Annotated in this window: 13 protein-coding genes; 7 read left to right on the plus strand and 6 right to left on the minus strand. The window is 66.9% G+C overall.

The annotated features are described in order from the left end of the window. Positions 1–106 precede the first annotated feature (106 nt). Together IC234_RS00655 and IC234_RS00660 are read right to left on the minus strand one after the other, a co-directional pair. Positions 107–610 carry an NUDIX domain-containing protein gene (locus tag IC234_RS00655; protein ID WP_190921907.1) on the minus strand — a complete coding sequence of 168 codons (504 nt, stop codon included), beginning with the start codon at positions 608–610 and terminating at the stop codon, positions 107–109. Between the two features lie 120 nt (positions 611–730). Beyond that, positions 731–1,315 (minus strand): DUF4126 domain-containing protein, encoded by a 585-nt coding sequence (locus IC234_RS00660; RefSeq protein WP_190921908.1) that lies wholly within the window; start codon positions 1,313–1,315, stop codon positions 731–733. A 215-nt stretch (positions 1,316–1,530) separates the two neighbouring features. Between IC234_RS00660 and IC234_RS00665 the strand changes: the two genes are divergently transcribed. The 3 genes from IC234_RS00665 to IC234_RS00675 all read left to right on the plus strand — a co-directional run bounded on the left by IC234_RS00665 (position 1,531) and on the right by IC234_RS00675 (position 4,178). Next, positions 1,531–1,974 (plus strand): PaaI family thioesterase, encoded by a 444-nt coding sequence (locus IC234_RS00665; protein ID WP_317173302.1) that lies wholly within the window; start codon positions 1,531–1,533, stop codon positions 1,972–1,974. Positions 1,975–2,020: 46 nt separating this feature from the next. Beyond that, the gene (locus tag IC234_RS00670; RefSeq protein ID WP_190921909.1) at positions 2,021–3,451 is read left to right on the plus strand and encodes an ATP-dependent DNA helicase; all 1,431 of its coding nucleotides are present in this window, start codon (positions 2,021–2,023) and stop codon (positions 3,449–3,451) included. Between the two features lie 196 nt (positions 3,452–3,647). Next, positions 3,648–4,178 carry a DUF1573 domain-containing protein gene (locus IC234_RS00675; RefSeq protein WP_190921910.1) on the plus strand — a complete coding sequence of 177 codons (531 nt, stop codon included), beginning with the start codon at positions 3,648–3,650 and terminating at the stop codon, positions 4,176–4,178. Positions 4,179–4,254: 76 nt separating this feature from the next. On the opposite strand, the gene IC234_RS00680 is transcribed toward IC234_RS00675, so the two are convergent. The 4 genes from IC234_RS00680 to IC234_RS00695 all read right to left on the minus strand — a co-directional run bounded on the left by IC234_RS00680 (position 4,255) and on the right by IC234_RS00695 (position 7,402). Then, complete coding sequence (locus IC234_RS00680; protein WP_190921911.1) at positions 4,255–4,632, minus strand: DUF423 domain-containing protein; 378 nt, start codon at positions 4,630–4,632, stop codon at positions 4,255–4,257. A 62-nt stretch (positions 4,633–4,694) separates the two neighbouring features. Continuing rightward, positions 4,695–5,954, minus strand: a complete 1,260-nt coding sequence (locus IC234_RS00685; RefSeq protein ID WP_190921912.1) for an aspartyl protease family protein — start codon at positions 5,952–5,954, stop codon at positions 4,695–4,697. 66 nt (positions 5,955–6,020) lie between these two features. Further along, positions 6,021–7,091 (minus strand): o-succinylbenzoate synthase, encoded by a 1,071-nt coding sequence (locus IC234_RS00690; protein WP_190921913.1) that lies wholly within the window; start codon positions 7,089–7,091, stop codon positions 6,021–6,023. A 53-nt stretch (positions 7,092–7,144) separates the two neighbouring features. Beyond that, a complete protein-coding gene (locus IC234_RS00695; protein WP_190921914.1) occupies positions 7,145–7,402 on the minus strand; it encodes a KGG domain-containing protein in 258 nt (85 codons plus the stop codon). Positions 7,403–7,690: 288 nt separating this feature from the next. On the opposite strand from IC234_RS00695, the gene egtB reads away from it, so the two are divergent. The 4 genes from egtB (at position 7,691) to IC234_RS00715 (ending at position 12,635) form a co-directional block, all read left to right on the plus strand. Further along, a complete protein-coding gene (gene egtB, locus IC234_RS00700; protein ID WP_190921915.1) occupies positions 7,691–8,986 on the plus strand; it encodes an ergothioneine biosynthesis protein EgtB in 1,296 nt (431 codons plus the stop codon). A 98-nt stretch (positions 8,987–9,084) separates the two neighbouring features. Beyond that, positions 9,085–10,065 (plus strand): L-histidine N(alpha)-methyltransferase, encoded by a 981-nt coding sequence (gene egtD / locus IC234_RS00705; protein WP_190921916.1) that lies wholly within the window; start codon positions 9,085–9,087, stop codon positions 10,063–10,065. Between the two features lie 6 nt (positions 10,066–10,071). Then, entirely contained in the window at positions 10,072–11,202 is a 1,131-nt protein-coding gene (locus IC234_RS00710) for a pyridoxal phosphate-dependent aminotransferase (RefSeq protein WP_190921917.1), read from the plus strand. A 65-nt stretch (positions 11,203–11,267) separates the two neighbouring features. After that, on the plus strand, positions 11,268–12,635 hold the full coding sequence (locus tag IC234_RS00715; RefSeq protein ID WP_190921918.1) for an MATE family efflux transporter: 1,368 nt from the start codon (positions 11,268–11,270) through the stop codon (positions 12,633–12,635). Positions 12,636–12,644: the final 9 nt, after the last annotated feature.

The following is a 12,644-nucleotide window of genomic DNA, read 5'->3' on the forward strand; positions in this document are numbered from 1 at the left end:
GCGCGGAAGAATTGGGGGAAACCCCGTCATTCTGGGTGCAGCGAACGGCCGAGCCACGTTCGCACGAGTCGCGGAGGACAATGGCTGGCGCCACTGCCGTCCTGCCTCACACGAAGCGCACCTGCGGCACAAACACGTCGTCGGTGCTGAGAATGTGCTGCAACACGGGATGCACCTGGGCCGGGGGCAATTGCAGCAGCTGCCGCGGCGTGAGCCAGGCCAGGTCGACGAGCAGTTGCTGGTCGGTGGCGTGCTCGGGGTCGTGCCCGAGCTGGGGCTGGGCGGCGCCGTCGGCCAGCACTTCAAAAAACAGTTCCAGCGCCTGCAGCTTATCGGTGCTGAATTCGTGCAGGTGCAAAAAACGGCCTACCTGCACCGTGAGGCCGGTTTCTTCGTGAAACTCGCGGACGAGCGCCGCCTTCAGGCTTTCGCCAAACTGCCAGCCGCCGCCGGGCGGCGACCAGAATGGGGCGCCGTGGGGCAGCAGGCCCCGGTGGCCCGCCAGCAGCAGGGCCCCGTCGCGGAGCAGCAGCCCGCCAGTCCGCACCCGCACGCGGCCCGCATAAGCAGCCAGCAGGGCGTCGGGGGAGGAGGGAGAAGAATCAAACATGAGCGTGGGGTGGTGCGGGGCGCATCCGAGCGGCAGGAGCGTCTCCGTGTACGGCTAACGCCGACCAACCGACATTGTTTTGGACCTACTCTCAAAAATATTAAGCCCGACAGTGCGGCGCTAGGTGGTGTGGCGGCGCTGGCGCCACCGCCGCAGCCGGCTCAGAATGACGCCGACGAGCACCACCACCAATCCCGCGGCCAGCAACGGCAGCAGCAGCGTGAGCACGACGCCGCCCACGGCCACGGTGTTTTCCACGGTGGCGAGTACCGGGTTGGCCAGGCCGCCCGTGGTGGCCGTGGAGGCGCCGCGCAGCAGGGCCGTGCCGGACTGCACCAGGCCCGCCGTGCCGCCCCCCACCAGCACGCCCAGCGTCCAGCGCAGGGTGGGGTCGAGGTGGGGCAGGGCCGAAGTCATGAGAATGGTGCCGGCCACAAACGACGCCGGCGTGGTGAGCGTGTCGAGCAGGTGGTCGACCACCGGGAGGTAGTACCCGGCTATTTCCACCAGCGTGGCCACGGCCAGGGTGAGCAGCGCGGCCCGGCTACCGAGCCATTCAAACCCGCTGGCCGGCGCCAGGTAGCCGGTGCGGTACGCCACGCTGGCCGCCAGCAGCGGCACAAACACCCGGAAGCCGCTGCACGCCGACAGGCCCAAGCCTAGCGCGACTGCCACCGCATACTGCATTGCCGAAACGTGTTCCATTGTAGGGGCCGCAAAGGGGAAAGGGAAATAAACGCGCCGGGGCAGACCACCGGCCCCAGGCCAGTACCTTTGGCCTGCCAAAGCGCAAAGTGCGGCGTACGCCCTCGCAGAGCTGTTTTATAGTATTAACTAGTTCTAGTGTCAGTGCCAAAGTACAAGGCCGCACAAAACAAGGGCATTCCATTTTTCTTTCAAGCAAACATAGCTTTTTCTTCGTGTCAGTCCACCCTTCTGAAACTTCTGCCGCTGCCCAAGACCTTGAAGCCCGCATTCGCCGCAAGCTCACGCGCCAGCGGTTCATGCACCTCATCGGGGCCGATTTGACGGTGATAATCCCAGGGCGCGTCGAGGCCGAGCTGACCCTGGGCGAGCAGCACCAGCAGCAGCGCGGCTTCGCGCACGGCGGCCTCATCGCCACCATGGCCGATTTGGTGGCCGGTTTTGCCGGCGTCACCCTTATTCCGGACGATTACGGCCTGGTAACCTCCGACTTAAAGATTTCTTACCTGCACCCCGGCGTGGGCCAGAAATTAAAAGCCATCGGTTGGGTGTTGAAAGCCGGGCGCCGCCTCCAGTTCTGCGAAGCGGAAGTGTGGTGCGACGACCTGCTCATCGCCAAAGCCAGCGGCACGATGGTGGTGATTGAGCCGCAAGGCTGAGGCCTCTTTCCGCGGCCGGCGTTTCATTTTAGTAGTTAAAGCATCCATGCTCTCCCTCCGCACCCCCTCGGTCCGCGACTATTTCCCCTACGAACCCACCGAGGACCAAGCCCTGCTGTTCACGCAGCTCGACGCTTTTTTGAAAGACCAACTGCCGGGCCGCAAGATTTTTGTGCTGCGCGGCTACGCCGGCACCGGCAAAACCACCGTGGTGAGCGCCTTGGTGCAGTGGCTGCACAAGCTGCAGCGCAAGTACACGCTCATGGCGCCCACCGGCCGCGCCGCCAAGGTGATGGCGGGCTACGCCGGCGTGCCGGCCAGCACCATCCACAAGAAAATTTACCGCCAAACCTCCGGCGCGCCTTCCGAGCGGCTCAACTTCCAGCGCCAGCCCAACCGCGTGGAGCAAACGCTGTACATCGTGGACGAGGCCTCGATGATTTCGGACGAGAAAGCCTTCGGCGAAAACGGCCTGCTCGATGATTTGATGGGCTTCGTGTTTGAGAAAACCAGCAACAAGCTCCTGCTCATCGGCGACACGGCCCAGCTGCCGCCGGTGGGCCAGCTCCTGAGCCCGGCCCTCGACCCCGACTTGTTGGCACACCGCTTCCGGGCCACGGTGGGCAGCGTGGAGCTGCGCCAGGTAATGCGCCAAGCCCAGCAGTCGGGCATCCTGGTGAACGCCACCGAACTGCGCGAGGAGCTGCGCGAGGAGGCGCCCAACATCCAGCTGCACACCAAGGGCTTCCGCGACATTTTCAAGATGGGCGGCGACAAGCTGGAAGACGGCCTGCGCTGGGCTTACCGCAATTTTGGGCACGAAAACACCACCATCATCTGCCGCTCGAATCGCAACGCCAATCAGTACAACCAGCTCATCCGGCGGGCCTTGTTCGACGCCGAGGAGGAGATTGAGGGCGGCGACTACCTCATGGTGGTGCGCAACAACTACTTCTGGCTGCCCAAGGAATCGGAAATCGGCTTTTTGGCCAACGGCGACTTCCTGGAAATCCGCAAGGTCATTCGGCGCGAGGAGATGTACGGCTTTCATTTTGCGCAGGCTCACGTGCGCCTCGTGGACTACCCCGACGAGCCCGAGATTGAAGTGAAGCTGCTGCTCGACACGCTGCACACCGAAAGCCCCGCCCTGCCGTCGGACCGCAACAACGCCCTCTACCTGGCCGTGAGCGAAGATTACGCCCACCTCAAAACCAAGGCCGAGCGCTACAAGGAAATGCGCAAAGACCCGTACCTGAACGCCCTGCAAATCAAGTTCGCCTACGCCCTGACGTGCCACAAGGCGCAGGGCGGGCAGTGGCAGGCCGTGTTTGTCGACCACGGGTTTCTGAAGCCCGACGAGCCCTTGGCCGGCGAGTTTGCGCGCTGGTTGTACACGGCCATCACGCGGGCCTCGGAGCGGCTCTTTCTGCTCAATTTTCAGCAGAAGCTCATCAGCGACCCCGTGGAGGAAGAGTAGCCGTGGCCGGCATGGCCTCGCCGCGCGTGGTTTTGGGGGCCCGATGGAATGAAACCGTCCGGCTTCGGGTTCCTTCAACTTCATGGGTTCTTCAGGGGACGCGGCTAGTTTGGTCGTAAATTTGTGAGTCCCTGCGAAACCACTAAATTTGTTATAACCCAACCCTTCTCAACCAATCGTTAACAAGCCTCAACTCATGAAAAAAACCTTGCTCCTCGCCCTGAGCCTGACGGCTGCCGCCCTCTCGGCACAAGCCCAGGCCCCGGCCGCCAAAGCTGGCCAAACGGCCGGTCCCGCCATCACGTTCGAAGAGTCGAAGTATGACTTCGGTTCCGTGGTGCAGGGCGGTACCGTGGACCATACCTTCAAGTTCAAGAACACCGGCACCGCGCCCCTCATCATCTCCAACATCGGCGTGAGCTGCGGCTGCACCACCCCGGAGTGGACCAAAGAGCCCGTGGCACCCGGCAAAACCGGCACCATCTCGGCGCACTTCAACTCGACCGGCAAAATGGGCATGCAGAACAAAGTGCTGACCATTGAGTCGAACGCCACCGCCGGTGCCACCACCGTGTCGCTGGTAGGCGAAGTGAAAGACCCCACCGTGGCCTCGAACGCCGCTCCCGGCATGAAAGTAGAAGCTTCGGGCGGCGCCTCGGTGCGCACCGACGCCAAAAAAGTGAAAGAGAAAGCCGGCGACACCAAGGTGAAAGCCAAGGTGAAGTAAGCTTCGCGCTGAACAAAAAAGGGCGGCCCGCATCAGCGGGCCGCCCTTTTTTGTGCCCAACGGCCGGGCTGGATTTCTACAGCTCGCGCACGGCCAGCACCAGGCTCAGCCAGCCGGCCACAAACAGCAGCCCGCCGATGGGGGCCACCGCGCCCAGCTTGGTGATGCCCGTGAAGCACAGCGTGTAGAGCGAGCCGCTGAACAGCACAATGCCGCCCAGCCACAGCCAGCCGGTGGTGCCCAGGCTGCGCAGCTCGGGCCGGGCCGCCCACAGCACGCCCACGGCCAGCAGGGCCAGCACGTGGTAAAACTGATAGCGCACGGCCGTTTCGAAGGTGTCGAGGCGGCCGGCTTTGGCCAGCGTGTCGTGCAGGGCGTGGGCCCCGAAGGCACCAATGGCCACGCCCAAAGCACCAAACACGCCGGCGAGTTGCAACAGAAGTCGAGCAGTCATAATAAGTACAAAAAAGGTAAGCAGAACGAGCCGCAAAGGTACGCCGGGCTGCCGGCGCGGGCTCAGATTTGCCGCTTCAGGCGCAGCGACACGGTGTGGAGGTCGCCGTTTTGCCGGCGCAGCACCATAAAAAGGGAGCGGCCGTCTTCGGACCGCAGCATGCGGCTGAGCTGGGTGAGCGAAAAGCCCTCGGCGGGCAGGAAATTGATGCTGAGCAGCTCCTCGGTGGGTTCGATGCCGGCCACGTAGGCCGGCGAGTTGGGCTCGACGCGCAGCACCACGAAGCGGCGGTAGTCGGGGCCGGTGGCCAGCAGGTCGAGGCCGCACATGTCGTGCTCGAAGGGCTCGTTCAGGCGCACGTTGGGGCGCAGCAGCAGGCGCTGGTGCGGGTAGTCAATGACGAGGGAAAAGCGCTTGAGCAGCTCGTAGCCCACGTTGCCGTTGCGGGGCACGTCCACGCGGCGGTGCACGTCGGCCTCATCAGGGAACGAGGTAAGCACCGACCGGAGCTGGTGCCGGCCCAGCTGCAGGGACGGCACCCGGCCCAGGTAGCCGCGCACCACGCCGCCCAGGCCCTGGCCGAGCTCGGCAGGCAGGCGCCGGGCGGGGCCCCGCAGGCGCGGGTCCGAATCGGTTTCGAGCGAGAGAGCGTGGCTGGCGCCGGTGTCGAGCACCAGCTTCAGGTCCATGGTCAGCGAGTCGTTGAGCTGCACCGGGGCCGTGAAATAGGCCTTGCCTTTTTCCAGCTGCAGCGGCAGGCTGGACCAGCGCCGCCCTTTGGGGGCCTGGTAGGTGGCCGGGTCGCTCAGCACCATGTTGAGCTCTTCGGTGTGCAGGGCCACCACAAAGCTGCGAAACAGCTCGGAGCCCAGAATGCCGTGAATGGGCGTGCCCACGTAGCCCGAGAGGTTGAGCACGTCGCTTTCGAGCACCAGCGGGGCCAGGCAGGGGGCCTCCACGCCGCCGAGGGTCACGCGCACGTCGCTGGTCTGGTAGGCCATCAGGCCAATGTCGGAGCCGCCCGCGCCCACCACCCGGTACCGCTCGCCGTGCTTCAGGCCCAGCGAGTCGGCCACCTGGGGGGCCGTGATGATGGTGGTGGCCACGCCCGTGTCGAGCAGAAAGTTAAAAGGCCCTAGACCGTTGAGCTGGCAGCTCACCACCAGTAGGTTGCGCTGCACCTGGATGGGCACTTTGACTTCGTGCCGTTTGGGGTTGCGAAACACAAACGGCGCGGCGGCTGGCTGCGCGTGCGCAAGCTGGCCCATTTCCCCGCCAAAGACGAGGAAAACCACCAACCAGATGATGCGCGCAACCAGCATGGCCAAATAAGTGCTACCGAGGCGGTAAAGTAAGCGCAAAGACACGCCACCACCGCAACGGCCGCCTCAGCCCGGCAGCTCCCAGGTGCCGGCCGGGTCGTAGCGCAGCGCGCCGCCGCCAATGTGCAGGGGCGCCGCTACGTTGTTGTGGTAGAGCTGGCCCGTGCCCAGGCCCTGCGCAAAGCCGCGCACGTCGTATTCGCCCGTGAGCTGGGCCACGGCGTTGAGGCCGACGTTGGACTCCAGCGCCGACGTAATCCACCAGCCGATGCCGCGCGCCTCGGCCAGCGCAATCCAGCGGCGGGTGGCCGCGTGCCCGCCCAGCAGCGTGGGCTTGAGCACCACGTAGGCGGGGCGCACCGCGTCGAGCAGCGCGGCCTGGCGGGCGGGGTCTTCCACGCCGATGAGCTCTTCGTCGAGCGCAATGGGCAGGGGCGAGGTGCGGCACAGCTCGGCCAGGGCCGCCGGTTGGCCGGCCGCAATGGGCTGCTCGATGGAGTGAATGCCGAAGGCCGCCAACTGCGCCAGCTTGTGCGGGGCATCGGCCGGGGCAAAGGCGCCGTTGGCGTCCACGCGCAGCGTGAGGCGCTCGGGGCCGGCCGCGGCCCGGATTTCGGCCAGCAGATTCAGTTCTGTTGCAAAGTCCAGGCTGCCAATTTTAAGCTTCAGGCAGCGGTAGCCGGCGGCCAGCTTTTGCCGAATCTGCTCGCGCATGAACGGGGCGTCGCCCATCCACACCAGCCCGTTGATGGGCAGCGCGGCCTCGCCCCGGCTGAAGGCGTTGTCGTAGAGCTGCCGGCGGCCGCCGCGGGCCAGGTCGAGCAGGGCTGTTTCGAGGGCAAACACCAGCGACGGCAGCCCCGGGCCCACAAAACCCGGGGCCTCGGCCACGGCGAAGGCCGCAAACGCGCCGGCGTTGAACCGCTCGCAGAGCCGGGCCACGGCGGCCGGAAAATCCGGGCCGTATTCGGGGCTGAGGCCGGCCAGGGGCGCGGCCTCGCCCAGCCCCCCGGCGGCGGGGCGGGCGTCGTCGGTGAGGTGCAGGTACCAGGCCACGTGTTCGGCCAGCGCCCCGCGCGAGGTGCGGGCCGGAAAGTTGAAGCGCAGGGCGCGATGCAAAAAGCGGAGGCGAAGCATGCCGCAAAGATGCGCGACAAGCTTCGCCTCCGCAGTCGGAGAGTGCGTTGCTTTTACTTGGTGGCCGAGGCGTTGGTCTTGCCCCGGCGGCTCACCAGGCCGCCTTTGCGGCCGGCGTCGCGGGCTTCTTCGGTCGAGAAGCGGTGGCCGCGGCCGCTGGCGTGCGAGGCTTTGCCGCCTTCGCTGGCAATGCGGCGCTGGGTTTCGGGGCTCATGGCGGCAAAACCGCGACGGCTTTTGGTGCCCACGCGGTTGGCAGGGCGAGTGGCCGACTTGGTGGCGGCGGGGGCGGAAATGGAAGCTGTTGCCATAGTAGTGGTGTGAGAAAGCAGTGAATGAAAACAATTACCTGACGCAATGGTAGGAATTCATGCGTCGTAATCCTACCCTGATTCAAGGGTTTAGTTGTGATTTAGAGGGTAAAAACATATAAATACCACTTAGTACTGAGGAGCTTCTACGTAGTAATTGGCGGGGCCTGCGTGTTTATGTACGCCGTTGCGGCGAGTCGCCGCGGCCACATTTCGCCGGGGGGCTGCAACCTGAACGGTGCTACGCCGGTTAGTGGACCGGTGCCCTCCTGTGGGCGCCACCGCTTTATGCCCCAACTCGACGTTGCGCCGGTGGCCCCCGTGGCCACTTCCTGGCTGGCCCGCTACCACGCCGTGCGCGCCCAAAGCCAAGCCCTGTGCGCGCCCCTGCTGCCCGAAGACACGGTGGTGCAGCCCATGCTCGACGTGAGCCCGCCGAAGTGGCACCTGGCCCACACCACCTGGTTTTGGGAAACGTTCTTGTTGAAGGAGTACGCGCCCGGCTACCAGCTTTTTCACCCGGATTACGCCTTTCTGTTCAACTCCTATTACAATTCGCTGGGCTCGCGCGTGAACCGTGCCGACCGGGGCACGCTCTCGCGTCCGCCGCTGGCCGACGTGCTGGCCTACCGCGCCCACGTCGACGACGCCCTGAGCACGTTGCTGGACGAGCGCGCCGACGAGCTGCCCGCCGCGTTTTTTGAGTTGCTGGAGCTGGGCCTGCAGCACGAGCAGCAGCACCAGGAGCTGCTGGCCACCGACATCAAATACATTCTGAGCACCAGCCCGCTGGCGCCGGAGTACTTGCCCGCCACGCAGCTGCCGGCGCCTGCGGTGCACGCCGCGCCGGCGGCCTGGCTGCCAGTGCCCGGCGGCATCTACCGGGTTGGCTTTCAGGAGGAAGGGTTTTGCTTTGATAATGAGCTGGCTGCGCACGAGGTGCTGGTGGCGCCTTTCGAGCTACAAAACCGCTTGGTGACCAACGCCGAATACCTGGCCTTCATCGAAGCCGGGGGCTACCGCGACTTCCGCTACTGGATGGGGGAGGGCTGGGACCTGGCCCAGGCGCAGGGCTGGGAGGCCCCGCTGTATTGGGTGCAGAAAGACGGCCAGTGGCACCGCTTCACGCACCACGGCCTGCAGCCCGTGGACGGGGCCGCGCCGGTCACGCACGTCAGCTTCTACGAGGCCGACGCCTACGCCAACTGGGCCGGCGCCCGCCTGCCCACCGAAGCCGAGTGGGAAACCGCGGCCCGGCACTTTGGGGCCACGCCCGCCCGGGGCACCTGGCTTGAAAGCAGCCGCTTCGACCCCCAGCCGCTGCCCGCCGACGCGGACCCCGCGCAGTGCCACCAGCTGCTGGGCGACTGTTGGGAATGGACCTACTCGGCCTACCACGCCTACCCCGGCTACGTGCGCGCCGCCGGCGCCCTGGGCGAGTACAACGGCAAGTTCATGGTGAACCAGCTGGTGCTGCGCGGCGGCTCCTGCGCCACCCCGGAAAGCCACATTCGCGTGAGCTACCGCAATTTTTTCCACGCCGACAAGCGCTGGCAGTTCACCGGCATCCGGCTGGCCCGCTGAGGTAGTACGTGTTTCTTTAGGGCTTCCCTCAAGTGAGGGAGGCCCTTTTGTCCTCCTTGCCCGGCGTCGCCCGGGCGCCCTTGCAATCCTTCTGCTGCATGACCACTTCTTCTCTGTTGAATCCTTCCGTAGCCGAATTGGCGCAGCACGTGGCCGAAGGCCTACGCAAAACGCCCAAGGCCTTGTCGTCGATGTATTTCTACGACGACGCGGGCAGCCGCCTGTTCCAGCAAATCATGGACTTGCCGGAGTATTACCCCACGCGGGCCGAATTTGCCATCTTTCGGGAGCACGGCGCGGCGCTGGCGGCGGCCCTGAGCCCGGGGGCGGGCCAGGCGTTTTCGCTGGTTGAGCTGGGCGCCGGCGACGGGGCCAAGACCAAGCTGCTGCTACGCGAGCTGCTGGCCGCCGGCACCGAGTTCACCTACGCGCCGGTCGACATTTCTTCGGGGGCCATGGCGGGGCTGGTCGACACGTTGCGGCGTGAGCTGCCGGCCCTGCGCGTGGCGCCGGTGGTGGAGGACTACGCCACGGCCCTCACGCAGCTGCGCACCTGGCCCGGCAGCAAGGCGGTGCTGTTTCTGGGGTCCAACATCGGCAACTTCGGCCCCAACGAGCGGCTGAATTTCCTGCGCCAGCTGGCCGCGCCCCTCGCGCCCGCCGACCGCCTGCTCATCGGCTTCGACCTGCAGAAGGACCCGCGGCGCATCCGCGCCGCCTACGACGATGCCCAGGGCGTGACCGCCGCTTTCAACCTCAACCTGCTCACCCGCCTCAACCGCGAGCTGGGCGCCGATTTCGACCTTGCGCACTGGCAGCACTACACCGATTATAGCCCACTCACCGGCGCGGTGCGCTCTTTCCTGGTGAGCACCCGCGCCCAGCAAGTGCGCTTTGCGGCGCTGGACGAAACCGTTGCGTTTGCCGCCTGGGAGGTCATTCACACCGAAAATTCGTACAAATTCACGCCGGCGCAAATCGAGGCCCTGGCCGCCGAGGCCGGCCTGCTCGTGGTGCAAACCTTCACCGATGCCGCCGGCGACTTTGCTGATGTGGTGCTGGCCGCCCAGCCCGACTAACCTGCCATGAACACGCCCCTAGCGACGGTAAGCCTGGCCTCGGGCTACGGCCATTTTGCGGTGCCTGATGTGGCCCTGCACGCCGCCCATGCCGCCCTGGCCGCCGCCCACAGCCAGCATACGCCGCTGGATGTGGCGCCCCCCGCCGGCCGGCCCGAGCTGCGCGAAGCCCTGGCCCAGCGCTACCGCCAGCGCGGCGCCCCCGCCGTAGCGGCCGAGCAGGTGGTGGTGACCAGCGGCGCCAAAACCGCCCTTTTTGCCGTGCTGAGCGAAGTGCTGACGCCCGGCGACGACGTGCTGATGCCCACGCCCAATTGGTTCGGCTTTGTGGAACTGGTGCACCGGGCCGGCGGCGCGTTGCGCACGCTGCCCCTGTCGGCCGCCGGCGGGTACGCCCTCACGCCGGAGGCCCTGCGGGCCGCGCTCACGCCGGCCACCCGGCTGCTGCTGCTCAGCAACCCCAACAACCCCACCGGCCGCGTGTATTCGCGCGCCGAGTGGGCCGCGCTGCTGGCCGTGACCGCCGACTTTCCGGCGCTGTGGGTGCTCAGCGACGAGATTTACGAAGGCATCTGCTTCGGGGCCGAGCCCGTGCCCACGCTGCTGGCTTGGCCCGACCCGCACGGCCGGCACGTGGTGGTGAGCGGCTTCTCGAAGTCGCTGGCCCTGGCGGGCTGGGGCGTGGGCTGCCTAGTGGCGCCGCCCGAGCTGGCCCGCGCCGTCACGGCCCGGCTATTTGCCACGGGCGTGGCGGTGCCGGTGCCCAGCCAGGCCGCCGCCCTGGCCGCCACCCGCCACGCCGACGAAATCAGCCAGGCGCTGTGCGCGCAGCTGCGGCCCAACCGCGAGCGGCTGCTGGCTGCGCTGGCCGCATTGCCGGGCGCCCCAACAGTGGTGGCTCCGGAGGGCACGTACTACGTTTTTGCTGACTTTACCCGGTTTCTGGCGCCGGGCCTGCCCGCTGCCGAGGCCTCAGCACAGCTGGTGCGCCGGCTGGCGGAGGCGGGTGTGGAAGTGGTGGACGGCGCCAGCTGGGGCGCCGCGGGCTTCGTGCGGCTGTCCTATGCCGTGGCGCCCGAGGCGCTGGAGGTGGCGGTGCAGCGCATCGGCTCCGTGGTGGCGCCGGCGCAGGACTAGCCGCCGGTTTTCCGGGGCTTGGCGGCGGTCCCCGTACCTTTATCGGCCTGTTGAAGGCGAAAAATATGTTGCAGAATATCCGGCCGCACCTGCGGCCCACCTTGCTGTTGGCCTACCCCGTGGTGCTCTCCCAACTGGGGCACATCCTGGTGGGCTTTGTCGATTCGGTGCTGGTGGGGCGCACGGGCACGGTGCCGCTGGCGGCCGTGAGCCTGGGCGTGAGCAGCACCACGGTGCTCATGATACTGGGCATTGGCCTGAGCATGGGCAGCGTGCCGCTGGTGGCCTCGGCCCACGGGCGCCGCGACCTGCCCGACCTGGGCCGGCTGCTGGCCTCTTCGGTGTGGCTGAGCGCGCTGGCGGGCCTGCTGCTGGCCGGGGTGGGGCAGGTGGTGCCCTACCTGTTGCACTACCTGGGCCAGTCGCCGGAGGTAGAGGCCCTGGCCGCGCCGTGGGTGCGGGTCATCAGCTGGTCGCTGCTGCCACTGATGGTGTACCAGGGCTTCCGCGAGTTTGCCGAAGGCCTGGGGCTGACGCGGCAGGCCATGTGGCTGTCGGTGCTGGCCAACGTGGTGAACGCCCTGCTGTGCTACGCCCTGGTGTTTGGCCACTGGGGCGCGCCCCGCATGGGGCTGATGGGGTCGGCCTGGGCCACGCTCATTGCCCGCGTGCTGATGGCGGTGCTGATGGCGGCCTACGTGCTGCTGGCGCCGCGCCTGCACGAATACCGCGCCGCCGTGACGCGCTGGCTGCCCGACGCGGCTACGCTGCGCCGGCTCTTCGACATCGGCGCCCCCATCGGGGTGCAGATGGCGTTTGAGGTCGGGGCTTTTGCCGCTTCCGCCATCATGATAGGCTGGCTGGGCGCCACCACGCTGGCCGCGCACCAAGTGGCCATCAACCTGGCTTCCATTACCTACATGGCGGCCAGCGGCATTTCGGCGGCGGCCACCATTCGGGTGGGAAATCTGCTGGGGAGCGGGCAGCTGGCCGAGGCCCGGCAGGCCGGCTTTGCGGCCTACGTGCTGGGCTTTGCCTTTATGGGTGCGATGGGGCTGCTGTTTGTGGTGGCCCGGCACGTGGCGCCGCTCATGTACACCCACGACCCGGCCGTGGTGGCGCAGGCGGCTTCGTTGTTGCTCATCGCCGCGCTGTTTCAGGTGTCGGATGGCTTGCAGGTGGTGGGGCTGGGTGCCTTGCGCGGGCTGGAAGACGTGAAGGTGCCCTCGGTGGTGGCGCTGCTGGCGTATTGGGCCGTGGCGTTGCCGCTGGGCTATTTCCTGGGGTTCCGGCTGCACCTGGGCGCGCCGGGCGTGTGGACGGGCCTGCTGGTGGGCCTCAGCATTGTGGCCGGCGTGCTGCTGCTGCGCTTCCGCCGCGAAACCGCGCCCGGTGCTCCGCTGCCAGCGGCCGCGCGAGCCGCTGCGCCATAGCGCGGGAGG

Origin of the sequence: Hymenobacter armeniacus (genome assembly GCF_014699055.1) — a bacterium.
Lineage (GTDB): Bacteria > Bacteroidota > Bacteroidia > Cytophagales > Hymenobacteraceae > Hymenobacter > Hymenobacter armeniacus.